The 24,362-nt window shown below is 58.5% G+C and carries 22 protein-coding genes; 7 read left to right on the top strand and 15 right to left on the bottom strand.

Annotation, left to right across the window (positions count from 1 at the left end; genetic code table 11):
• Positions 1-78: 78 nt before the first annotated feature.
• The 12 genes from AAFX91_RS14665 to AAFX91_RS14610 all read right to left on the bottom strand — a co-directional run bounded on the left by AAFX91_RS14665 (position 79) and on the right by AAFX91_RS14610 (position 11,724).
• Positions 79-1,311, bottom strand: coding sequence for an ABC transporter substrate-binding protein (locus AAFX91_RS14665; protein WP_394566942.1), 1,233 nt, complete (start codon positions 1,309-1,311; stop codon positions 79-81).
• A 143-nt stretch (positions 1,312-1,454) separates the two neighbouring features.
• On the bottom strand, positions 1,455-3,326 hold the full coding sequence (locus AAFX91_RS14660) for an AMP-dependent synthetase/ligase (RefSeq protein WP_394566941.1): 1,872 nt from the start codon (positions 3,324-3,326) through the stop codon (positions 1,455-1,457).
• Between the two features lies 1 nt (position 3,327).
• On the bottom strand, positions 3,328-4,107 hold the full coding sequence (locus AAFX91_RS14655; protein WP_394566940.1) for an enoyl-CoA hydratase/isomerase family protein: 780 nt from the start codon (positions 4,105-4,107) through the stop codon (positions 3,328-3,330).
• Positions 4,108-4,136: 29 nt separating this feature from the next.
• Entirely contained in the window at positions 4,137-5,267 is a 1,131-nt protein-coding gene (locus AAFX91_RS14650; protein WP_394566939.1) for an LLM class flavin-dependent oxidoreductase, read from the bottom strand.
• Between the two features lie 226 nt (positions 5,268-5,493).
• Positions 5,494-6,255: a creatininase family protein gene (locus AAFX91_RS14645; RefSeq protein WP_394566938.1), complete on the bottom strand. Its 762-nt coding sequence runs from the start codon at positions 6,253-6,255 to the stop codon at positions 5,494-5,496.
• Positions 6,256-6,972, bottom strand: coding sequence for an enoyl-CoA hydratase/isomerase family protein (locus tag AAFX91_RS14640; protein ID WP_394566937.1), 717 nt, complete (start codon positions 6,970-6,972; stop codon positions 6,256-6,258). It abuts the gene before it with no gap.
• Positions 6,973-7,231: 259 nt separating this feature from the next.
• Positions 7,232-7,951 carry an ABC transporter ATP-binding protein gene (locus tag AAFX91_RS14635; protein WP_394566936.1) on the bottom strand — a complete coding sequence of 240 codons (720 nt, stop codon included), beginning with the start codon at positions 7,949-7,951 and terminating at the stop codon, positions 7,232-7,234.
• A complete protein-coding gene (locus AAFX91_RS14630) occupies positions 7,944-8,669 on the bottom strand; it encodes an ABC transporter ATP-binding protein (RefSeq protein ID WP_282531710.1) in 726 nt (241 codons plus the stop codon). The genes AAFX91_RS14635 and AAFX91_RS14630 overlap by 8 nt, the downstream gene beginning before the upstream one ends.
• A complete protein-coding gene (locus AAFX91_RS14625; protein WP_394566935.1) occupies positions 8,666-9,697 on the bottom strand; it encodes a branched-chain amino acid ABC transporter permease in 1,032 nt (343 codons plus the stop codon). Before AAFX91_RS14625 ends, AAFX91_RS14630 begins: the two co-directional genes overlap by 4 nt.
• Positions 9,681-10,550, bottom strand: a complete 870-nt coding sequence (locus AAFX91_RS14620) for a branched-chain amino acid ABC transporter permease (protein ID WP_394566934.1) — start codon at positions 10,548-10,550, stop codon at positions 9,681-9,683. The genes AAFX91_RS14625 and AAFX91_RS14620 overlap by 17 nt, the downstream gene beginning before the upstream one ends.
• Positions 10,551-10,772: 222 nt before the next feature.
• The gene (locus tag AAFX91_RS14615; protein WP_394566933.1) at positions 10,773-11,294 is read right to left on the bottom strand and encodes a flavin reductase family protein; all 522 of its coding nucleotides are present in this window, start codon (positions 11,292-11,294) and stop codon (positions 10,773-10,775) included.
• Positions 11,295-11,352: 58 nt separating this feature from the next.
• Positions 11,353-11,724, bottom strand: a complete 372-nt coding sequence (locus AAFX91_RS14610) for a VOC family protein (protein WP_282531714.1) — start codon at positions 11,722-11,724, stop codon at positions 11,353-11,355.
• Between the two features lie 546 nt (positions 11,725-12,270).
• On the opposite strand from AAFX91_RS14610, the gene AAFX91_RS14605 reads away from it, so the two are divergent.
• Entirely contained in the window at positions 12,271-12,897 is a 627-nt protein-coding gene (locus AAFX91_RS14605; protein ID WP_282531715.1) for an Lrp/AsnC family transcriptional regulator, read from the top strand.
• 24 nt (positions 12,898-12,921) lie between these two features.
• Positions 12,922-13,998: a 3,4-dihydroxy-2-butanone-4-phosphate synthase gene (gene ribB / locus AAFX91_RS14600; RefSeq protein ID WP_394566932.1), complete on the top strand. Its 1,077-nt coding sequence runs from the start codon at positions 12,922-12,924 to the stop codon at positions 13,996-13,998.
• Between the two features lie 9 nt (positions 13,999-14,007).
• Here ribB and AAFX91_RS14595 read toward each other — a convergent pair whose 3' ends face one another.
• A complete protein-coding gene (locus AAFX91_RS14595) occupies positions 14,008-14,853 on the bottom strand; it encodes a helix-turn-helix domain-containing protein (RefSeq protein ID WP_130577218.1) in 846 nt (281 codons plus the stop codon).
• Between the two features lie 93 nt (positions 14,854-14,946).
• Between AAFX91_RS14595 and AAFX91_RS14590 the strand changes: the two genes are divergently transcribed.
• The 5 genes from AAFX91_RS14590 to AAFX91_RS14570 all read left to right on the top strand — a co-directional run bounded on the left by AAFX91_RS14590 (position 14,947) and on the right by AAFX91_RS14570 (position 20,021).
• Complete coding sequence (locus tag AAFX91_RS14590; RefSeq protein ID WP_394566931.1) at positions 14,947-17,025, top strand: FUSC family protein; 2,079 nt, start codon at positions 14,947-14,949, stop codon at positions 17,023-17,025.
• Positions 17,022-17,240, top strand: coding sequence for a DUF1656 domain-containing protein (locus tag AAFX91_RS14585; protein WP_282531718.1), 219 nt, complete (start codon positions 17,022-17,024; stop codon positions 17,238-17,240). Before AAFX91_RS14590 ends, AAFX91_RS14585 begins: the two co-directional genes overlap by 4 nt.
• The gene (locus AAFX91_RS14580) at positions 17,237-18,211 is read left to right on the top strand and encodes an efflux RND transporter periplasmic adaptor subunit (RefSeq protein ID WP_394566930.1); all 975 of its coding nucleotides are present in this window, start codon (positions 17,237-17,239) and stop codon (positions 18,209-18,211) included. The genes AAFX91_RS14585 and AAFX91_RS14580 overlap by 4 nt, the downstream gene beginning before the upstream one ends.
• Positions 18,212-19,095: 884 nt before the next feature.
• Positions 19,096-19,758, top strand: a complete 663-nt coding sequence (locus tag AAFX91_RS14575; RefSeq protein ID WP_394566929.1) for a hypothetical protein — start codon at positions 19,096-19,098, stop codon at positions 19,756-19,758.
• Positions 19,755-20,021, top strand: a complete 267-nt coding sequence (locus tag AAFX91_RS14570; protein ID WP_394566928.1) for an HGGxSTG domain-containing protein — start codon at positions 19,755-19,757, stop codon at positions 20,019-20,021. The genes AAFX91_RS14575 and AAFX91_RS14570 overlap by 4 nt, the downstream gene beginning before the upstream one ends.
• A 353-nt stretch (positions 20,022-20,374) precedes the next feature.
• Here AAFX91_RS14570 and AAFX91_RS14565 read toward each other — a convergent pair whose 3' ends face one another.
• Entirely contained in the window at positions 20,375-22,312 is a 1,938-nt protein-coding gene (locus tag AAFX91_RS14565; RefSeq protein ID WP_394566927.1) for a hypothetical protein, read from the bottom strand.
• Positions 22,290-24,362 (bottom strand): hypothetical protein (locus tag AAFX91_RS14560; RefSeq protein ID WP_394566926.1); only part of this gene is annotated, 2,073 nt, incomplete at its 5' end. The genes AAFX91_RS14565 and AAFX91_RS14560, both read right to left, overlap by 23 nt.

Here is a 24,362-nt window from a genome sequence, read left to right as displayed (position 1 = left end):
ATCGGAGAGTCAGAGAGCTCAACCATCGAAGAGCTGCGGCCCCGGTGCGATTGTCCGGGGCCGCATCTCATCTCTTGTTCACCGCGCGTTGAACGGAACCAGCGGATACTGAAGTTCCGCTTCCGCAACGGCCCGCGGCGAGACCACGCGGGGCCTTCCATTCTGGGCCTGTAGCATGGTTATGTCGCTGCCCATATTCTGGCCGGTAGCATCAAATTTGATCTTGCCGCTCGACATCAGGAACGGCGTCATGTCAGTCGCCTTGAGCGCAGCATGGATTGCTGCAGACTCCGGGGAAGCTGCGCGGGTCACCGCATCTCCGACAATCTGCACGGCTTCGAACGCGCATCCCGCGTTTCCATCGAACCAATCATTTGGATAGTCGGCGGCGAACCGCTTGAGAATGGCTTCGGTGTCCGGTGCCTTGGGGTTGCACCACAAGCCCGTCGAGATTCCGCCGTCGCCGTATTTGCCCAGCGCGTCGTAATACGCTTTATCCTGCACGCCGTTGGAGTTCGGCGAGAAGATCATCTTGGGATTCCACCCCTGCTTGATGCATTCCCGGATGATCATGATGGCATCATTGACGCGCGTCACCGACACAAGCGCATCGGCGCCCGACGCCTTGGCCTTCGCGACCTCAACCGAGAGGTCCTTGGCCCGCTCGTCATACGGAACGTACTGAGCGATCTTCAGCGGAACGTTCTCTTCCTTCCAGGCCTGATCGATGCTTGCAGCGGTCGATTGACCCATCGTGTTGTTGAGATGAAGAACGGCGACGCTCGTCGGCGAATCCTTCAGCGTCGACAGGACCGACTTCAAGTCGGCGAGAGACTTCCTGACGATCGTCAGCGACGTGGGGTAGTAGCGAAAGACCTGGGTGAACCCTTGCGAGGTCACCTGGGTCGCGCTTGCGATATGCACCACCATCGGAACGGCCGCGGCCTCCGCGGCCTGGAGCGCCGAGATGGTTGCTCCTGAGTCCCAGGCTCCAATGAGTACCCTGCAACCTTGCCTGATGAGGCTCTCGGCGGCGATTCGCCCGTTCTCCGGCCTGCTCTGCGTATCGGCGTGGATGATTTCGATGTCGATTCCGAACTTCTCTTTGGCGAACTTCGCACCAACATTGATGCCGCGCACGCAAGCCTGTCCGGGGAACGCCAACACACCGCTGCTCGGCATGATCGCGCCGACTCGCACCTTGGTGGGGGTCGCCGCCTTGACCGGCCACGATACAAGCCCGGCAGCGATGCCAACGCCGCTGCCGAGTACGGTGCGGCGCGTTATCGCGTTTCCGATGCGATTCTTCATGTGATGTCCCCTTTTGACTGCAATGAATATTGAGGCGGTTCGGTAGGAAACTTTATGGATGGATGACGGTGCGCGCTGTAGCTCGAAAGCTGCTGCGACATGCGCCCGGCACGTATGATTCGCATAAGCGGCAATGGTTCAGATCACATTCCCATCTCGGTCTTGATCAGGTTCTCTTCGGTGTCGTCGTAAAGTGTATCGATCAGCGACCGGTATCGTTCCATCAGTTGCTTTCGGCGCTTTTTTCGTGTCGGTGTCATCACGCCATTCTCCGGAGACAGCTCCTCCGGCAGTATTCGAAAGGCCTTGATTTGCTCGGCTCTCGCCAGCCGGCTGTTTGCTTTGGCAATCTCGCCTTCAATCATTCGGACGACCACCTCGGAATTCGCCAGGTCCGAATACTGTGCGATCTTAAGATCGCGCGATTTCGCCCAATCCATCGTCGCGGTCGCGTCGACTTCGATCAACGCGGTGAGATACTTCTTTCCTTCTCCGATCACCGCCGCTTCGGAGATGAACGGACTATGCCGGACCTCGTTTTCGATCTGGGTGGGGCTAATTGACTTCCCGTTGGATGTATTGATGATTTCTTTTTTGCGATCGATCAGCTTGAAAAGCCCGGTCGGTCCGACTTCGACGATATCTCCGGTATAGAGCCAACCGTCCCGCAGAGCCGACTTGGTTTCCTCGGGCTTATTCCAGTATCCAACAAAGAGCCCCGGTCCGCGGGTGATCATTTCCCCGTCTTCAAGAACCGCTGTCTCCCACGCCGGATCCTGCAAAGGCATTCCGACGGTACCGGCCTCAGGCCATTCTGCCATCTGGACCAGGTTGGCTCCGACCAGTTCTGTCTGGCCGTAGCACTCCTTGAGCTGAAGTCCCCACAATTGCCACAGAGACATCAGTTCGGAAGGCATCGCCGCCGAGGACGTGAAGGCAACCGTGAGTTTTTCGAATCCGACTTCGGCAAGCAATGGACGGAATATCTGTTTCCGGCAGACCTCGAAGAGCCCGGATATGAAAGGGTCTGGCTCACCACCAGCCTGACGATCATCAAGCGCCTTGCGGGCGATCTTCATCGCGAATTGATAGTCCTGCTTCTGCCTCGCAGACCCGGAATGAACCTTGCTGAGGATCTGCGTGGCAAACCGCTGAAAGAACCGCGGCGGCGCCATGAAGTAGGTCGGCTTGACTTCCTTGATCGTTTGAGCGAAATCCGCGCTCGTCTCGCCAAAATACGGAACCATTTTTGCGATCAATGGCATTGTCGTGGCTTGCGCGCGCGCGACGGTATGCGACATCGGCAGATGGACGACAACGCGATGCGTGTCGGTGCGCATGCGCGTGGTGAACGTCGTCACGCAGTGCGCGCCGGCAAGCAACGAGAGATGCGTCAGCATCGCACCTTTCGGGAAGCCTGTGGTGCCGGAGGTATATCCGATGCTCGCCAGATCGCTGGCCTTGGCTTTCGCCGCCTGCTCCCGCAAAAATGCGTCGGTATCGACCGGAGCCGTCCCGCAAAAGTCCTTCAGGGAGACGACATTTGCCGCTCCGCCGGCCCCGTTCCATGCAGCATCCAGCATAATGATCTTTTTCAGCTTTTCAGCCTGTCCCGATCCAAGGACGATGCCCAGCTGAAGCTCGCTGCCGACGAAGGCGAAGGACGCTCCGGAATCGCTCAGATAGTAGCCGACTTCTTCCGGCGACGAGGTGAAGTAGACACCGACCATCACGGCGCCGGCGCAGATCGTCGCCATGTCCGCAAGCAGCCACTCCTGGGACACGTCCCCCATGATGGCGATGCGGTCCCCACGCTCGAGCCCGGCTTTCTGCAGGGCAACCGCCAAGCTTGCGACCCGATCCGAATACTGCTTCCACGTCACGGCGATCCACTCGCCGTGACGCTTCTGGTGATACGCGACCGCGTCCGGGCGTTCGGCTCTTCGCGCGCCCAAAAGCTGCGGAATGGTCACGTCGACGAGTTGAGCTCCCGACGTAACGGATTCGACGTCCATCTTATCGCTCCGCGAAGCGCTTCCGCTTCTCTGCAAATGCGGCTACAGCCTCGCGACGCTCCGGCGATGCGAAGGTAAGCATCTCCAGCGCGGCCGAAGTATCGAGAAGCAGGTGTGCGTACTGCTTGATGATCTTGTTGACGCTGTATTTCGTCCAAATGATCGATTCCTGCGGCCCCCCTGCAAGCATCTCGGCGTATTCGATTGCAGCGTCTCTGACGTCCCGGTTCGAAATGACTTCGTTGATCATCCCCATCGACGCCGCTTTCTCTGCGGAAATGAACTCGCCCGTCATGAGATAGTGCTTCGCTCGCACAGGCCCCATCAAAAGAGGCCAGATCACCGCGCCACCGTCGCCCGCAACGACGCCAGCGGTTACGTGCGTATCGGCAAATCGCGCGGTCGGGTTTGCGAAAATGACGTCGCAGAACAAGGCAAGCGTTGCGCCAAGACCGACGGCAACGCCGTTGACCGCCGCGATGAGCGGAACTTCGACTTCGAGCATATTGCGGATAAGGTGACGTCCGCTCCTTGTCGGCGACGGAAGCTTGCCCTTGTCGAGCGACTTCTGATCGCCGCCCGAACAGAAGCCGCGTCCCGCGCCGGTTAGCACGATCGCACGGACCGACTTGTCCTTATCGAGATCCACGAAGACCTGCTCCAGTTCCTCGTGCATGTCCCAATTGATCGCGTTCAGAATTTCCGGCCTGTTCATCGTCACGACGGCAACGCCGCTGGCGCGCTTCTCGATGATCAGATACTTGTAGCCATGCTGTTGCATTGGTCTTTCCCTTTTGTTTCTTTGCGAAATTACTTCTGAGGCCGCATAGCTCGAATTTGCCCGAGGATGTCTTCGGTGGGCCGCACGACGTTGTTTTTGTCGTTGAAATAGGGAATCACGTAGCGCCCGACCATCTCGATCGCTTCCATGATCTTCTCGTGGTTCACCGAATCGAGATGAAGAAGCACCTCATCGATCCCCAGGGCCTGGAACTTTTCGATCTGGCGAATGACGGTGTCGGGGCTTCCGCAGACCGTCGTCGCCGAGTGGTTAAGCAGGTAGTCCCAGTCCTTTGCGGCACGCTCCATCGCCGGAACGCTTTCGCTCATGTACGCATAGTCATCAGCAAGTTTCGCCAGGCGGGGATACGCGTCGGTGGAGATCCTCGCATAGTGCATCAGCGGCTCAGCGTAGTCGTCCTTCGCCTTCTGGTCCGTGGGGCCGATGCCGAAGAAGAGCGGAATGCCGATGCGAGCACGCTCAAGCGGGCCGAGTTCGTCCCGTCTCCAAGCACTGCGGTACGCGTTGATCAGCTTTTCCTGGATTTCCCACCCTTGGTAGATGTTGCTGCTCATCACGGCCAGCCCTTCGGAGCCGGCCCAGCTGTGACTGCGTTCGCTGGTCGCGGCAATGCCGATGACCGGATGCGGTTTCTGAACCGGCTTCGGGACAAGCATTCGCGGTGGAATCTGGTAACATTTGCCTTCGAAAGTGAAGATATCCTCGCGCATCGACTTCTTCAGAAGCGCGAGACCTTCCTCCATCTGCGCAAGCGTTTCACTTGGATCGACATTGAACGCGCGCATTGCGATGGTCGTATTGGCACGGCCGCCGTAAAATTCCATGCGGCCATGGGATAGGATATCGGTGACCGCCAATCGCTCTGCCGACCGCAAAGCGTGATTGATCCTGTGCGGCATCAGAGTAACCGCGGACCGCAGCTTCACGCGCGACGTCACGGCGGCGAGGTAGCCATACACGACCTCAGGCGCTGAGCTCGAGATACCGCCGAGCGCGACGTGCTGCTCAGACAGCGCGACGCAGTCGAACCCAACTTTTTCCGCGAGGCGCACCTCGTCCACCAGTTCATGAAGTCGGCGCGCATAGCTCTGGCCGACCTGGGTTTCTTGCTCCGACCAAAACCCGAACGTAAGTGCCATCTTTTAAATCCTCTGAGCATTTCGAGATCGGCACAGCGTTTCATAGGCGGAGCAACATTTTCGTTCGAATGCTGGTCGTCGTTACACAACTTTCCAAATTTTATGCTGTAAGCAGCCGAACCACGCTTCTGTCCCTGACCAACACCTCTTGCGGGCTGCAACGTCGTATTCCTTCGCTGGCAGCTTCCTGTGTTGGCGGCACGCATGAGGTGCAACAGGCGTCGACTTATTTACCGAACGAGACGACCAGAAGATCCGCTATCGCCTCAAGGCATCGCTCGCCGATTTCGACGGTCGAACCATGCGGATCGCCAATGATCCCGTTCTCCGTGATCGACTTGATCCCATTCTTCCACATGGAGTGAAGCTGCTCTTCAGACAGAGCGCCCAAGTGTCCTACTTCGAACCGATCTAGCCGCACGCTATCGGGGCGGAGACACATCATGAGAGACGTCTCCGCTATATCGGCATGCCCACCAACTGCATTCGGGTCACCCCCGGCAGCTTTGACCGCGTTTCGCCACCTGTCGATCCAAGCAATAGAGTCGCAGAACGCGTCGATCTCAACGTCTTTCGGAACCGCGCGCCTCAACCGAGGAAGAATGTCGCGCAAGACCGGAAAGTTTCCGATGTGTCCGGAGAATAGCAGAATGCGCTTGAATCCATGGCGTGCGAGACTTGTGCAGTAGTCCAGGCAGATTGCTTCGAACGTTTCCGGTCGAAGGGAGATGGTGCCGGGGAAGACAAGATGGTGAGCTGAACAGCCGACCTTGATCGTAGGGGCTATCAGGGCATTGCCAAGATGCCGTGCCACTCTTGCCGCGAGCGCGTCAGCGTGATCGGCATCCATGCAAAGCGGAAGATGCGGTCCATGCTGCTCGACAGCGCCGCATGGTATCAGGACCGTCGAACCTCCTTGCGCCAGGGCAGCCGATACCTCCTCGACGCTCATGAGCTCTAGGCGGATTTCATCAGCCAATGCGGTCATTCATTCCTTCTTTGAATTCTTCGATAGAAAGCGGGCACGCGCGTCTGCAGAACTATTATCGGTCAGATAGGCGCTGAGATCTTCAATCGTCATCGCCTCGAGCGAGGAGTCATCCATTTGTCCCGTCAAGTTCAACGAGCGCTTGATCGCGGCAAATAGCTTTTGTTCCTTTCCACGAAGATGCTTACATACTTCCACGGAACGAATCGTCACTTGCGCGGTGGTTGTGATCTCGTTGACCGCTCCAATTTCGAGGGCTTTCTGCGCATCGACTAACTCGCCCCAATAGAGCAATGCCTGTGCTTCACGAAGTCCCAGTTTCCGGACTGCTTGCCGTATTCCTTTGGCTGCAGGCAAGAGGCCGTGGTTGATTTCCGGAAATCCGATCTTGCACTCGCGATTTGCGACGACGTAGTCGGCATGAAGAAGAAATTCCAGCGCCCCTCCGACTGCATACCCTCGAACGGCACATACGACCGGGCCCGGATATCTCTCCATCTCGCAAAGAAGCGCGTGGAAGACCCTCATGCGGGGTCTAGATATTTCGATGCCGGCCACTTCCTTTATGTCGCCGCCGGCACTGAAGAAGCGATCGCCTTGTCCCGTCAATACAACACCCGGCGGCGACGATTGGGTAGACAGTGCACGAAAAGTGGCCAGCAAGCGATTGATTAGTCCGTTATTCAAGGCATTTGCTGGCGGCCTATTCATGGTCATCGTGACTATGTCAAGGTCGCGCTGGACTATAAGGGCGTCATTGTTTTCCATAGGGAAAGCTTAAGCAACGCACCTCGGAATTGATTGCTGTACACCGTTTCCGTGTCAGCGCGCATCGACACAAATTGTGGCTAGAGCGCCATCTCGCGGCATTTTCTGCTACGAATTTCCAGCGCTTCCGCCGACCGTAAAGCCGGCTAGCCAGGAGAGATAGAACCACCCTCGTTGAGCGGCTTGATACATAAGGGCGAAAAGCCCGCTACATTCCGAGATATGCGCGCTGAATCTCGGAGTTGTTCAGCAGTTCGTGGCTCGATCCGTGGAGTACGATCGATCCGTTTTCCAAGACGTAGCCACGATTGCTCAACGCGAGGGATTTCGCGACGTTCTGTTCGACCAAAAGCACCGTTATCCCTTGCTCGTGTAAAGACTTCACCACTCCAAACATCACGTCCGTCAAAGCGGGCGACAGTCCAATAGACGGCTCGTCGAACATGACTACTTCCGGCTTCGACATGATTGCGCGTCCGATAGCCAACATCTGCTGTTCGCCGCCGGATAGCGTCCCGGCAAATTGTCGCCTACGCTCTCGGAGCCTCTCAAACAATTGATAGACGAACTCGAGTGTTTCGATCTGGTTGGCTTTCGCGCGCTTGAGTGATCCGCCCAGGAGCAGATTTTCCTCGACGGAAAGGCTTCCAAAAATCTGCCGCCCTTCGGCGACCTGCGCGATACCGAGTTCGCAGATCTCCCACGGCGGCATCCCGGTAATATCAACGCCGTTCATCCTCACGACGCCGCTCGAAGATGGAACGATGCCTGAGATTGATCTGATCAGGGAAGTCTTTCCCGCACCATTCGCGCCCACGACACAGATCAACTCGCCCTTTTGGATCTGCAAGGAGATGCCGTTCAAGGCGTTCGATCCGTCGTACGCAACACAAAGACCGTCGATCGATAAAAGCGCATCGTCAAGCATGGAAGCCCGTCCCCAGATAGCTTTCAAGGACCCTCGGATCCGCGACCACCTCTTTAGGACTTCCTTCTGCGATTTTAGCTCCATGATGAAGTACTACGACGCTCGACGCGACCTCCATCACGATCCGCATGACGTGCTCGACGAGGAGGATCGTTAGTCCACTTTCGGCCAATTTCTGTAGCACGCGGACAACTCCCGCCGCCTCGGTGGGCCGGAGGCCCGCCATCACCTCATCAAGCAAGAGCAGCTTCGGTCGCGTGGATAGCGCTTTAGCCGTTTCCAGCATCTTCCGATCCGGCAGCGTCAACTGATCCGTCCTCGCATTCGCCTTGCCGGCGAGCCCGACACTCTCGAGCGACTCGTATGCCGTCGCTCTGGCCTCGTTTACTTTCTTGGTCCAACTGAAGGCTCCGACCATTGCGTTCTCCAGGACCGACATATCGCGCATCGGTCGCACGATCTGGAACGTTCTCGCGATACCCAGCCTGCAGACGTCTTCAGGCGGTGTATTCTTTATCGAACGCCCCTCGAAGAACACCTGCCCACTCGTCGGCTTCAGGGCCCCGGCAACAAGATTGAAACATGTCGTCTTCCCTGCCCCATTCGGCCCGATGAGCGCGGTGATATGACCGGCTGCAAGGGCGAAGCTGACGTCGTTGACTGCGACTAATCCCCCGAATGATCGAGAGAGGTTCTTTACCTCGAGCAGGCTTGTCATCGCTCGGCCTTCCTGGGTTGCGGCAGCCACACGCTGGATGGCAACTGGATTGCCTTATAGAGCCGGACGATCGCCGGCCAAATGCCGTCCGGCAACAACCAGACGACCAAAATCAGAACGATACCGTAGGCGATATTGTTCAGCCCCGGGATCCCAAGACTGTCGCCGAGAGCGCTCATCAAATGGTTCAGAGGAATAGCGGCCAGCGATCCGACCAGCGGGCCGAACGTCGTACCTAGCCCGCCGACCACGGGCCCAATCAGGACGTCAACCGAGATTCCCATGCCCATGATCGAATCTGGAAATATCGATCCTTGCACGAGTGCCAGAATTCCACCGCCGACTGCCGCGGCCGCCGCCGATATCGAGATCACAAGAATTTTGTGTCGGAACGTGCGGACACCGAGAGCGCGGGCCGCCTCGTCATCATCCCTCATCGCCCGCCAGACATATCCAAGGTACGATCGCGAGATGAGTTCAGTTCCGACAATGCCCAATGCTGCCAGAGCGAGCGCGAGAAAGTAATAGAACCGCGCATCTCCTCGGAGCATCGAGATGTCGATCGTGCCGCTTGGCGCTGGAAAGAACAGTCCCTGCATTGCGCCGACAAACTCCCAGCCACTAAACATGATCCTGGCGAACTCCGCGGCAGCGATCGTTAGCAACGCGAAATAGATTCCACGCACTTCGAACCGGAAGCTCAACCACGCCATCACCGCACCGACGGATCCGGCTATGACCATGCCGAGCAGAAGGCCTATCCATGGAGAGAGGCCGTACTTGATGTCGAGCACGGCCACCGAATAAGCTCCCAGGCCAACAAAGAGGGCATGACCTATCGACAGTTGGCCGCCGATCCCGAGCATCAGATTCCACGATTGCCCCATGAAGGTGAACAGCAAGACGATCGTCATCAACGAGAGGACGTACGAGTTCGACACAGCGCCGACCAAAGCAAGGATGACGAAGAGCATTCCTCCAGCGAGCCACCGCTTCATCTCGGTCGCGCCATCAAAACTCTTTTGCACCGAAAAACCCTCTGGGACGGAAGATCAGGATGACGATCAGGAGTGCATAGGGAAGTGCTGTTTTCATCGACGGAGCGAACATCAAGGCCGCGATGGCCTCGGCCACGCCGATAGTCAATCCGCCCAGGAGCGCTCCACTGAAGCTGCCGAGACCGCCGACGATAACCGTCACGAAAGCGAGCAGAGTGAAGTCCACGGCCAGATATGGCTGGGCGTCAAACAAGGGAGATATCAAGGCGCCGGCGACACCTGCGCACGCCGTTCCGATACCAAAGGTCACCGCATATACCCGCGGAATGTTCAGCCCTACGACCAGGCCGCCCAACCGATTGTCTGCGGCCGCTCTCAAGGACCGGCCAAACGACGAAAACTTCAGATACGCTCCCAGCACGACGATGAGCACGCCTGCAGTCGCCGCCGCTTGCAGCCTCGCCAGATCCAGCGTCAAGAAGCCAAGCGATACGGTACGAAACGACAGCTGGGACGCAGTGGGACGGGGATCCGGTCCGAACGTCACCAGCAGGGCGCCGCTGAAAAGCAGCGATAGACCGATAAAGACGATGAATTGATAGTGATGGGGTCGGTTGACGAACCGCTTCACGATCACGGTCTCCAACAGGTATCCGAAGGCGAACATCACGACCGCTGCTATCGCCGCCGCGACAATGATTGGAACGTCCCAAATGCGGACGGCCCAATACCCGATGTAGACGCCGAAGACGACCATCTCACCATGCGCGAAGTTGACGACGCGCATGACGCCGAAAATGATCGTCAGGCCGAGCGCGACGAGCCCGTAGACCAGACCGAGCAGTATTCCGCTCGCGAGAACATTGAGCCAAAGCGACAACATTAGCGGCCACTAAACGGTACGAGTGGACATTGCGGCTTCGACACCGCGACGCTCGATGGCGCGACAACCTGCGGCCGATTACGTTTCGCTTGGATCATGACTACCCCGCCATTGATGCTCTGTCCTGGTTCGTCGAACTTTATTGGCCTCCCGGGGAGGAAATCATCTTCGGATTCCACTGCTGCTTGACGCACTCTCGCGGCATCGTTGTCTCGCACTAAACTAGTGTCGTGGGTCTTGAATTCTGGGCACTGCAAATGCGCCCCTCACATAGACAAGAGGCTCCCGATCGGCGTTTGTCGCCTGCGCCACGACCTCGCCGACAAATATCGTGTGGCTCCCCGCATCGTGCGTCTCGACAACGCAGCAATCAAAACTGCAGATCGCCTCGATCAGGCTTGGCGCTCCCGTGACAAGCTCTCGCCACGAGCCTTCAGTAAATCGTATGTCGCCCTTGCTCCCGTCCTGCCCAGCAAATTTCTGGGCCAGCGCGGAATGATGCGCCGCCAGAATATTCCAGCAGAACAATCGGCTATTCTTGATAGTATCGTGCGCGCCAGCGGACTTATTGACGCAGACGAGCACGCTTGACGGCTCAGTCGACAATGAACAGCCTGCGGTCAACGTCAGACCGTGCCTGCTCGGCCGCCTACCGGTGGTGACGATCGAAACGGCGCCAGGCACGTTTCGCATTGCGCTGAGAAATTCCGCCGCGCTGAGCAATGGAGCTTCTTGAACAGGCATTAGCGACACTCGAGAGGTTATGGTGGTCAATTGCCTCGATTTGGCAGGTCAAGTTCAATCAGCAGGATCCGCCCCTGCTGTATCTATTTGTGGCCTGATAGAGCTGAATCGTGTTGCCTTGCGGATCTCTTACCTGCACCACTCTGCCGTGCGCGCCCATGTCGCGAATTTCACCGAACACCTCAGCGCCCGCAGCCCGTGCGCGTTCGATTGTCGCTTCCAGATCTTCGACCTCGAAGACGGCAACGACATTCCGTGACTGACCAGACACGGACTCGGTCGGACCTGCGATGCAGAAAGCGGTCTTATCGTCTGCGAACTGAATCCACTTTCCGGTGTCCGCGAAGCGGATCGTCAATCCCAGAGCTTCGTAGAACCTGGCAAGACCTTCAGGTTCGATGGCAGTGAGATAGACTTGCTTGAGTTTCACTTTCCTGGCTCCGATTCATCGCAGGTCCGCCGATCGAAGATTTCCTGCGATTATCCAATAATAATCGCGCTGCCTTCCCAGCATTAATGTTCAAACACCCCGTCGCTCACATTGTTGATCAGCATTTTATGCTGCACCCGCGCGACCTGATGGCGCTTCTGTCCTACATGCTCGCTCGTGATGAGATCGCATGACTTATTCGAGCGTGATCGTCCGTCATTCCAAACGTGCGCCGGATTTCAAGGTGTCGCGCAGCAGATCATATCGAGGAGCCATCGCCGAGATCCCTCGATGCGTCTTATGCTCATTATCGGAGCCACTTGACGTATTTTCAGACGCATCCGCGCTTATTTTTAGGACAGTCGCACTGTGCTCCCGCGAGACGCATATCGCGATTGACTGTTTTGCGATACAAGTCGTCATTTTATCGAAATTCCGCAACCCAGCCGGCGGTTAGCATCCGTGTCATCGAGATGTCACCGCGCGACATAAGGCGCGGGACCGGGCCTCGATAAAGCGACCGTTTGCCTTGGAGGAGACAACGACATGACAACGACGGCTCTCGACAGGATCGACATAAAGATCCTGAATGAACTGCAGCAGAACGCGAGCTTGACCAATGTCGAGCTTGCCTCCCGCGTCAATCTTTCACCATCGCCCTGCCTTGCTCGAGTTAAGACACTTGAAAAACTCGGCGTGATCGATCGGCGAATTGCGGTACTGGATCCGGCCGTACTCGGCATCGGCGTAACCGCGTTCATCCAGGTCAAGCTTGAGAAGCAAGTCCAGCTATCTCTAGATAGTTTCACGCGCGCGATTGATCGCCTGAGCCAAGTCATGGAGTGTTACCTAATGACGGGAGACAGCGACTATCTGCTCCGTGTCATGGTTTCCGACATAGAGGACCTCGAAGACCTCATCGTCAACAAGATCTCGCGTATACCCGGCGTCTCGAGCATTCGTTCAAATCTGGCGCTGAAGCGGATCTCCCACAAGACGGTGCTCCCGATTGACACCAGCCGTCCGGTCACGATCAAGGCGTGCAATAGTACTTCGAAGTATATGGAGAGGCCCGCGAAGCCTCGGTACGACTCGGCCGCCCAAGCACGGGGTGATAGCGCGATGGGCGGTGAGGCCTTCCGCACCCTCAGCCATAGCGTGACCGGTCTCTGACGACCGAGCTGGTGCGAGCGGCACATGACGGCTTCGATTTCCGACGTTTTGAAAGCCCTCTCCGATGGGGAGATAGTCGTCGTTACTGACGATGACGATCGCGAAGGCGAGGGCGACCTCGTCGTGGCGGCATCGCTATGCACCGCCGAAAAGATGGCGTTCATCATCCGCCACACGTCCGGCATCGTCTGCGCGCCCATCACCTCCGAACACGCGCGTCGTCTGAGACTTGATCCAATGGTCAACAACAACGACGCCAACCATGCCACCGCCTTTACCGTTTCAATCGACTATAAACCTGATGGCGGCACTGGAATTTCTGCTGAAGAACGCGCTTCGTGTTGCCGCGCTCTGACCAACCCTAACGTCGGCGCAAGTGACTTCGCGCGTCCCGGCCATATCTTTCCGCTCATCTCGAAGGAAGGCGGCGTTCTGATGCGATCCGGCCACACTGAAGCCGCGGTCGACCTATGCAAGATGGCCAACTTGTCCCCGGTTGGCGTCATCAGCGAATTGATGAACGACGACGGCTCGGTGATGAAGGGTTCGCAAGTTCTTGAGTTTGCGGACAGGCACAACCTCAAGCACCTGACGATCGCCGACATCATCCGTTTCCGGCAAGCGCGTGAGAAATTAATTGAGCGGGTCTCAAGCGTCACTGCCGATAGTCTAATCGGTCCGCTACAAGGATACTCCTATCGATCGCCGTTTGATCCAATTCACCATGTTGCGTACGTGTATGGCGACATAGGAGATGGCAGGAACGTGCTGACCCGCTTCTACAAGCCGAACATCATACGCGACATGTTTTCAGGTCAGGCTCAAGCGAAGATGAACGCTGTGTTGCAGCGCTTCAAGGAGAACGGAAGCGGCGTGCTCATCTACCTGCGAGACGGTGCCGCTGGCGTTCCACCGGTACCGCTGGCCCCGTCAAGCTCCTCGGAGGACGATCGCAATCGGCAATGGCGCGAGATCGGGGTCGGCGCCCAGATTCTGCGAGATCTGGGTATAACCTCCATCCGCCATCTGACATCATCAGTTCATCACTTCAAAGGGCTGTCCGGATTCGGAATCGAAATCGTTCGAAACGAACGACTTTGATTTCGATCCTCACGGTGACCGCTCGCGGCTTAAGTGCTCCGCACTTTCAACACTCTCGCCCTGTTTGTTGACGCGATCGGAGAAATATCGTGCCGGCGATTTGCCGAGCGCCTTCTTGAACATTGTGATGAACGCGCTGACAGACTCGTAGCCGAGCGATTCAGACACCGACTGCACGGAATCTCCCGCGGATAAGCGCTGAAGAGCGACGATGATATGGAGTTGTTGACGCCAACGACTGAACGTCATGCCGGTCTCGGCGACGACAAGGCGCATCAGGGTCCGCTCGCCGAGAGCAATGGTTTCGCCCCATTCCGCCACGGTACGGCGATCGCCGGGATTTTCCATCAAGGTATCGGCGATCGCGCGTAGTTTCGAGTGACGCGTGACCGGAAGATGCAGTTGCTCGGTCGGCATCTCGATGAGCTCGTTCAGCAGGACGGCGACGATCTGAGCCGTTGGTCCTTCCGGATCGTAGAGCGGCGGCAGCGTCGCAAGGCGATGAATCACTTCGTGCAGCAGAGGCGTGATCGACAGCGTGCAGCACTCCGTCGGAACGGGCGCCGCGTCCATGTCTACGTACAGAAAGTGAATGCTGGCATTGGCAGTCACGCGATTGCTGTGCGGCATGCCACCGGGAATCCAGACGCCGCATCGCGGAGGCACCATCCAAAGCCCGCTGGGGACCTCGCAAGTTACACCGCCGCGCTGTGTCAGGACCAACTGCCCTTTCCGATGTGTGTGGATCGGGAGCTCGTCCTCCTTCTCTTGAGTATCGACCATCAGTGCGACGACCGGACGATTCAGCGCGTCCGGATCGAATTCACGGTAATATTGGAGGAGAGAGCCGCGCATTGTCATGATTTAGCAATTACTTGGTAAAGTAGCGAAATTCTCGTTGCGCGACAAGTTCTATCGTCCAGGTGCTTCACAGACCCGACCTGGAACATGACCCGAACCCTTCTGTCTCGCGTTTTCGGAGACGCCGCACTCACTTTCGACCCCAAATGGGCGCTGTTTTCGGCCAATTCGTTCATCGCGGCGATGCTCGCGATCTATCTGGCGTTTCGTCTCGGGCTACAGCGGCCATCTTGGGCGATGCTCACTGTCTATCTTACCGCCCAACCGCTTGCTGGCGCCGTCCGTTCGCGTGCCGTTTACCGCCTGCTCGGCACGCTGCTCGGGGCCTGCGCAGCCCTGACGTTGGTTCCAATCCTGGTCGATCAGCCGACCTTGATGTCCGTCGCCATCACCGGCTGGGCGACGTTCTGTCTGTACGTCTCCCTGCAGGACCGGACGCCCCGCAGTTACGCCTTCATGCTGGCGGGATACACCGCGACGACCGTCGCGTTCTCAAGCGTAACTGCTCCGGAATTGGTTTTCGACACCGCCCTGGCACGCGTCGAGGAAATCGTCCTCGGCATCTGCTGTGCAACGATCGTCCACACCCTGCTGTTTCCGCGCGACGTCACGGGCGCGCTGATGAAGTCAATCGACGCCGCTGTTCGCGATGCTTCCGCTTGGATGGCGGATGCCTTGCTAAATCACGCACCGACGAAAGCAGACTCCGCACGCTGGCGGTTGGCGGCAGACGTCACCCACTTCGAAATGCTATCGACTCATCTCCGCTACGACACGGCTGCGACAAAGCCGGAGATATCGGCGATCCGTGCCTTGCAGGACAAACTCGCGCTCGTGCTGCCCATGCTGACGGCGGTCGAAGACCGGCTCGCCGCACTCGGCAACCGGTGCACGCCGGAGCTGAATCAACTTCTCTCGCAACTCGGCGAATGGGCGCGCGATCCAGTTGAACCGCGGCTGAGCGCGGACGAGTTGCTGCGCCGCTGCGCGGAATTCGAAGCCGCACTGCCCGCTGCGCAGGACGAATGGGATAGGCTTCTCGCATCCAGCACGATCGCCAAATCGGCGGCGTTGATTGAAGCATTGGCTGCGGCCCACGAATTGTCCGCGATCATCCATGGATCCAAGGCGACTTCCGAGCTGACTGCGGCACCTCGCCCCAAGATCCGCCGCGCCAGGAGAAATCTCCATCGTGATCAGGGTCTCGCTGCCTTGTCCGTCGTCGCTCTCTTCGCGGCCGTGCTTGGCTGTTGCACCGTCTGGATCGCAACCTCCTGGCCGGAAGGCGCCACCGCCGCACAGATCGCAGCGATCGCTGCAGCGCTCTTCAGCAGCCTCGACGATCCAGCACCGACCCTGGTGTCCTATACGATCTGGACAGTGGCGTCGCTGCCGATCGCGGCCATCTACCTGTTTCTGATCTTCCCGGCGATCGACGGATTTCCAATGTTGGCAGCCTCGCTGGCTCCGTCGTTCCTCGTCCTCGGTTATCAGCAGGCCAATCCGCGTCACGCTCTCAAAGCGTTGGCCCTCGTCCTCGGCCTGATCGGGGCGCTTGATCTTCAAAACAGGTTCTCGGCCGACTTCGCTTCGTTCATCAATGCCAACGCTGCCGCGGTCGTCGGCCTCGCTGCCGCGTTCCTGGCCGTGCGTACATTCCGCTCGGTGACGGCAAAGCGCGCGGCCCGGCGCCTGCTCCGGCACGGATGGGTCGACCTGGCGATCCTCGCCGGCGCCCGCCGACCAATGAACCGCGAGCGGTGGCTGGGCGTGATGCTCGACCGCCTCGGCCTGGTCGTTCCCAGATTGGCGCTGTCCGGCACGGACGTGGAGGCGGAAGCCGGCCGCTCGCTGGCCGCGCTGCAGATGGGCCTGGACTTGCTCGACCTGAAATCGAGCGTGGTGGGTTTCGACGACCGGCTCAGCAAGAACCTCGAGAGTCTGACCCCCAAGCTGTCGCACGCCTTTCGATGGTTCGCGACAGGGAACAGCGAGCTTCATCCGACCGAGGCGCGGGCCCTGCTCGCGGCAATCGATGTGGCACTGCGCGAGCACGGCGCATGGGAGCCCGCAATTCGACGAACGCGGCTGACTGCATTGGTCGGCCTCCGCCGCGCGCTCTTTCCGAATGCGCAAGCTCCGTCTTTCGACCGAGTTACGCAATGAACGAAGAGATCAACATCGCTGGTGTGTTCGTGCCGACCTTTGTCTTCGCCTGCGTCTGCGCCCTCGGGCTTGGAGTCGCTTTGTCTGCAGCGCTCAAGCGATTCGTGTCGCCGGATATCAAGAGTTTCGCGTGGCACCCGGCGCTGTTCGACTTCGCCATCTTCGTGATCCTCGTCGATATCTCCTACGCTATATTGGGAACGTTACTACCATGACCGCGAGAAGCTCGATCCTGCCGCGCATCGTCATCACCGCGTTGGCTCTCACCATCGCGGCACCGGTCGGCATCGACATGTGGGACCACTACGCAAATGCGCCCTGGACGCGGGACGGTCACGTCCGGGCCGACGTTGTCGCCGTTGCGCCGGACGTCTCCGGTCTCGTCGAAGAGGTCCTGATCAAGGATAATCAGGCGGTTCGCAAGGGGGACGTCATGCTCCGGCTGGATCCGGAGCGTTTCCACCTGGCCGTCCGACAGGCGGAGGCCGTAGTGGCAAGCCGGGAAGCCGCCGCCGAGAGAGCCGCGAGCGACCGCGCCCGCTATGACAAACTGAGCGACGGGGTCGTTTCTCAACAGCAGCACGAGACCGTCCGCGCTGCTGACCTTCAGGCCAGGGCTGCCTACAATCAGGCCCTAGCGGATTTGGACGTCGCGCGTCTCAATCTGGCCCGATCCGAGATCCGCGCGCCGGTGAACGGTCGCGTGACGAACTTCGATCTGCGTCCGGGCTCCTATCTTCCAGCGGGCCGAGGCATCATGGCCTTGATCGACACCGATACCGTGCGCGTCGAAGGCTATTTCGAGGAGACCAAGCTCGCACGCATCCATGTAGGCGATGCTGCCGATGTCAGGTTGATGGGCGGCTCGACCCTGAGAGGAAAAGTTGATAGCATCGCCCGAGGAATCGAAGATCGTGAACGAAGTTCGGGTGCGAGCATGCTTGCCAATATCAACCCGACGTTCTCATGGGTCAGGCTCGCGCAGCGCATTCCCGTCCGGATCAAGCTCGATCTGAAAGACAATGCGGACGAATTGATCGTCGGCCGGACCGTCACAGTTCAGATCGACGGCGACACCGGTCGCACTCCTGTGGTCACGTCGATGCTCGGGTCTGGTCTCTGGCGCCTCCTACGGGTGTTCGATCTGGAGGACGGTCGCGGGCGATCAGCAATGCGTAAGCTTTGAACCAGCTCAAGTTGGCAAACCTGCGCTCTGTGCCAAAAACAGTGTCCGGCCTGACCGGAAGTCATCGATCTCGGATCAAACCGGCGCTGTTCATCCCAAAGCGCCTAGGGCTCTGCAGTGGTAGACTGCCGATTCAGCCCGAGATGCCGCTACATCGAACTCATCGACACGATTGCCACTGCGTGAGACCCGCGCCGAGTGCGACCATCGTGGGTACAAAATCGCAGAAAATCGTAGTTTGGCGTGCAAAATCGTGGCCCGTGGTAGCGGGGGAGGAACTCGAACCCCCGTCATTCGGATTCTTCGTTCTCGAACTGAAATAGGAGTGCGCTTCCCAATCCAAAACGAGGGGCCCGTCCATCTTTAGCGAGCGAGTCCAGCTTTGGATCGCGACACTCTGCTTATTTCGAACCAAGCCACCGCATACGGGGGCTGCGTCGTACAATGTCGTAGAACATCGCAGAATATCGTGGCCTGGCGCGCCACTCAGAACAAAACTGCGAAGGTCGGCCATGCAACTTGATACCCGCTACCATGCGTATCGCACCGTGCCTTTGCCTGCGGGTGACGTTGGAGAACTCCCCTTCAAAGGTGCACGCTCCCAAAATATCGAAAATAACCCCATGCAAAGTAGCGGGCGGCCGCGGGCGCTCGGACAGCAACTTGACACGTCGGGCAAATCAGGGGCATTCCTTCATCATTCCGCAATCCTGTAACGCCCGTCGGTCCGCAATAGCGGGCGCGTCGGTTTGCGATTGCGGTCCAAGAATCCTCACCCGCATCCTCACCCACAATTGAAATTGCACCGGCTCCGCGCGGCGAACGATGGCCTGCGCGTGGCCGAACCGCGCGCGCTTGCCGCGCGAGTGCCAGGGAGTCTCGACATGAACACCGCCCCAAGCCTCGCCATGCCAAAGACGATCGCCGCAACCGACCCCAGCAAAGCTGCCGCAGCCCCGCGGATAAGGCTCTCATCACACGGATTCTCCATTGACCATCCCGATCCGGAGCTCGGCGAACAGCTCATGGCGAACGCGCTGGGGGCAACCGATCGCGAAGCGATGGATGGCATCCTCCGGCAATTGGTCAGGGCCAGCGTGAGCGGCGGGAGCCCCGACGAGGTCAACCTCTCCTTCATGATTTCGATGGTGAAGAGCATTCGCCCAAGGGATTCCGTCGAGGCCATGCTGGTGGCGCAGATGGTTTCGGTTCATGTGATGGCGATGCGATGTGCCCATCACCTCGCCAGTGCCGACGACCTCGCCCAGCACGACAGCGCCGCGCGCGCATTGGGCAGGCTCGCCCGCACGTTTCCCGCCCAGATCGAGGCGCTCAACCGCTACCGGAGCCATGGCGAGCCCGCCATCACCGTGCAGAACGTGAAGGTGGAGGACGGCGGCAACGCCATTCTCGGCAACGTCACGCAGCATGCGAGCGTGATCGTTTCGGACAAGAACCGGGCCTCCGCGGCGCGGAAGGCGCCGAAGGCCGCAGGCTCCAAGCGAGGCCACGCTTCCGGTGAAGCCAAGCGGGAAGCACAGGCATGAGCGATCACATCAGAAATACCGGCCCGATGCTGGCGAGCCTGCGTTGTGGCGCCAAAACCCGTTGCGGCGGCGCGTGCCGCTCGCCGGCGGTGCACGGCAAAAAGCGCTGCCGCATGCACGGCGACGCATCGGGATCCGGTGCGCCAAAGGCAAACCAGAACGCGCGCAAGCACGGCCTGTTCACCAGGGATGCAATCGCCGAGCGAAGGCAGATTCAGGCGTTGTTGGGTGAAGCGCGGAAGCTGCTGCAAGGGATGAAGTGAGTGGAACTACTTTCGCCAGTTTTTTCCCGGCATAAGCTCGTAGATCCCCAGCACATGCTTATCGTCCAGCGCGCGGACACGCCTAGTCTAGCCACAGTCTCGGCATCCGCCGCAGCCGGGACTGCAGGCGGTCCTCATGGACCCCGAACATGCCGCACCTTCCGACTGCGGCCGTCGCAGGAAGGCGCAAAGGAATTCGGCCGGATGGCGCGCCGTCACGAGGAATGGGTGGTTATGCGCTGATTCGCGAGTTGACACCCATTGCACACTCGGACCTGCTGCAGCACCTGACCTGCTGAAACGGCGCCTTGACAAATATTCCTAACACCCGACATCGAAGATGCGGGTCTTCTCTAGGCCACAGCGATGCGTGGCATTCCCAGCCGGGCGGTCGCGATGGCGCGAGCCAAAAGCGGGCTGAGCTCTTCGTTGATTGATTGCAAAATGCGAAAGATATCGAGCGCTTCTGGCAAATTTGCAGCAGTAGAGATGTAAGCCACATTCTCCAGGCGGCGGGCCAGCGTCGTCAAAGCCTCCTGCCGGTTTTCAGCGGCTGCCGCGCATTCGATCAGAATAGTGGCGGCCGACAAGACGCGATCGGGATCGAGGTCACTGACGAGACGATCCAATGCGACCGTTGCAACAGCGTCGGAAAGCTCTACGTCGCGATTCAGTGCTGCAACAAATGCGCCAAGTTGCAACGCTCCCCGAACGAGCAATGGGTCTATGGTGGCGACTTCTGTGCGCAAGGCGTGGATAGCTTCGATTGCAGGACCACGCATTTCTTGGGGAAAGCCAAAGGCCTGGGCGACTTGAAAGAACGCTAGAAAATTGTCGACGTTCGGCTTTTGGATCAAGTCCTCGAATATTTCGTTGATTGGCGCATCGGGAGAAGGCATCGCGGCAGGTGGGGCGCGCCGCCCTTGAAGGAGCGAGGGATACGCATCAGCTAGCGGCGGCACGTCTTTGACGATCGCGCTTTTGGCATCGTCGATTTTCTTTTGCCAGGTTGATGGAGCCGACCCTCCGAGCCGCTGTAATACAAAATTGAGCCGCCCGTGGATATCCGCTGCCAAGAACTTTGGGCTAATCCAATCGGGCCTCCAGCGCGGTTCAACGTGGCCGTCGTTCAATATTGAGAGATAAAAAGTCTTGCCGCGCAGCCGCATTGCCCAATCGAATAGAGGATGTTCATCTCCATCCTCTGAACCCAAGACACGCGTTACAAGAGCGGCATGGGCTGCTGCCACTAGCCGTCTCCAGTAAACCGGCTGCAGTCTCAATTGCTCATGCTGGGCAAGATGCGCGGTGGCGATAACGAAGGCCGTGGCGAGAGTCGCCAGATCGCCAAGGAGGCGGCTGGGCTCCGAAAGAAGCTTGTCGAGAATCTCGTCCCCAAGCGCGACGAAGCGTTCATCGGAGATAATTCGGTCAGCGCAAATATCGAGAGCTGATGCCAAGGCGTAAGGGTCAGGTAAGTCCAATAGCCGTCGCAGCGCCCCTATGACGTCCTCAGAGCTGACGCCCCGAAGTGTCTCGCAAGGGACAAGCTCAAAAGAGCCGAACGTGAGCGACATCACATCGATCGCAACCCCGGGATTTTGGCCAATACGGGCGACCTGTTCGGCCGCAAGCTCGTTAGTGATAAATTCCGGGAGGGTCTCAGAGGTAAGACGCGTCGCAGTGAGGTTCTCCCAATGAGCTATCTCATTGGGCAAGAAGTCGGGCACTGCGAGCGTCCCCTTTCTGGCCTTCTCGCGCAAAGCATCGGCAAACGGTTCGGGCGCGCCTGCAAGGATGTTGCAGGCGCAAAAGAAGTCATCATGCGTGTAGTCGGCTTTGGCGACGAGGCTAAAGAACTTGGCGCGTGCCTGCTTCGTCAGCGTAAAATTAGCGACCATCTCGCTTGCTATAGTTTTCCGTCGCTTAGCATCGGCGGCAAGAAGGATGGCTTGCGGGAACGAAACGCGGTTTTTCTCGTAGATGACAACCGCGGCGTCGCCCTCGGTCTCGACTTGCATGGACCGTGTCACGCCATCCGTGTCAATGATTGGCGGGATCGCCTCGCCATCGGCTGCGCATTGAAACGCCTTGAAAAGCACATTGCGATCGACGGTGATCTCACCCGGCAGCCGGATTGGATTCGAAACACCGATACCCGTCCGATGAGCGATCGTGCGGTCCGAAAGAACCGCACTTTGAACGGGAGCGGAGAGACGCCGCAACCCGAAGGTCACGCGAAGTCGGGCAAGCTCCTCAGGCGGAATGTCAGGTCGCTTGGTCTTCGTCATCATCGTCCCAAGGCATAAGAATGAAGTCGCGGAGATACGCTATTACCTCGTCGTAGGTGTCGGGGAAAGTTTCGCGGAGATCCGACATGAATACGTCTTCGAACCACTTTTGGTAGGGCTCGATTTTGCCGCGATCATCGATTTCGACGGGCATGGCGAGTCCCCCGATCAAGGCGCGGCGGACGGCTTTGATCCAGTTCGGCGGCGCTTCATCACCCCAGCGGGCGATCCAGTTTTCCGGCAATGGCCGCAGATCGAAGACTTGCGATGACAGGATAGCGGCGCGCTGCTCGTTGGTCTCGGTCGTCCATATCCGCATGATCGCTGAACGTGTCGACTGAACGTAGCTCATAAACCAGCGCATTTCACTTGGAAACTGGGGCATCTCCGATACCCGCGCAAGCTCGAAGCCATCGCGTATTGCCCGAAATTCCGGTGCTTCGTTTTGTCGATTGCGCTGGGCTGCCAGAACAATTTCCTCAAAGTTAACCGGAACAAGCAGTGCACCAGCGGCTCGCAAACGGTAGCGCATGTGCCGATATTGATCTTCACTAAGGACCTTCCGGTTGGTGAGCTCTTCCAAGAGATCAAGCGTGCTGCACATGCGGGCGCGGTGGCCGGTCTCGTCCGTCGCAATCGGCTCCTTATTCAGGGCCCGGTCGTCAAAAGCGACAGCGTCTGCTCCAACAAGATTGCTCAAAAGATTCAAGGTTGATTGCATGGGTTCGCTGTCGCCATCGCCCGCATCCTGCCGACGGGGGCTGAAAACAACGCGACCTGCGGCGTGTGCTTGGCGAATGGCGCTGCGAATGTCGTCGATAACGCGCAGCACGTCGCTCGCATCACGATCGTACTCGATGAGAACGTCTGCTTCTTCTTCAGTAGACGAATGGATGAACACATTGCGAAACGTCTGCAAGAATGTTTGCAGCAAACCCGTGTACTGGAGATAGACGAGAGAAAGTCCATCAAGAAAGATGGGCTTATCGGGTGTTAACGCTACAGAACTGCCCCAGCCCCGGTCCTGAAAATCAAAATAGCGCTTTGCAGAAGCTTCGGCCTCTTGATCCAGCACGTTGAGTTCGCTCAGCTCTTTCAGTAGGCCGTGCATGTCGCAAAGGCGGCTTGCATGTAAGCTCATGTCCGCTTCGGTGCGCTCTTCAAGGCCAAGCTTGTTCACGGGGGCGGGCCGGATCACAACGCCCTTAGTCGCCTCGGCCTCCCGAAGCAATGCAGCTAACTCGACGCCGATCTCGGTGGATAACGCGTCCCTCGCAAAGTTGGACGTGCGCAACACCTTGATCCGTCCCTTAGCAATAGCGTCGCGAACCTCGATGGCTTTTTGCAGGCGGGTTCGTTGCGTATGCCTGATACGCTTGCGCCCCTCGAACATTTCAATCAAGAGGCCTGAGGGCAGCACTATCTGCGAGAACGTCTCCAACACCTTAGGGAAGAGCCCAAGCCAGCCAAGAACCAGAACCGCGGTAATGTCGAGAGCGAGGGAGGCCGGAGCATTGAGCGTGGTCGGCAAGCGCCGACCGCTGAAAAGAGGAATTGCTGTGCGGCGACGACCATCGACTAGGCTGGCATTACGAACGAGGTTGCGCAGGACGATATCAACGACCGTCGTGCGAAGGCCCGGCCCCGCAACGACCAAGGGCATATCCCCACGCATCATGGTTTCGCTGACTTGCCGGGTATGCTCGTTCCATTCGATTTGCTTCGAAAGGATTTCCTTCATCTCGAAGGATTGGACCGGGCCATCCGGGCCGGAAAAGGCGAGAGCTTTGCGGAACCACTCGGCCGTTTCGGGCCGTTCTTCTTCACGGCCCTGCTCGACGTAGAGCTGATAGGCACCCAGGAGCACGTGAGGATTTTCGCCATCCTTGGCAAGCGCCGCTGCGATTAGGTCATCGAGGGGCCCCTGTCCCGACGCCTGCGCGAGGTAGGCCGCGCGGATTAGCGCCAAGCCACGCATTGCCTCATCAAGAATGTTACCGGAGAACTGACCGTCAGGATTGGGGCGGCGACACCGAATCGGATCGGTGTC

Origin of the sequence: Bradyrhizobium sp. 31Argb (assembly GCF_043638955.1) — a bacterium.
Taxonomy (GTDB): domain Bacteria; phylum Pseudomonadota; class Alphaproteobacteria; order Rhizobiales; family Xanthobacteraceae; genus Bradyrhizobium.
Note: the sequence above shows the minus strand (reverse complement) of the source record. Positions and strands in the feature narration are given on the sequence as shown.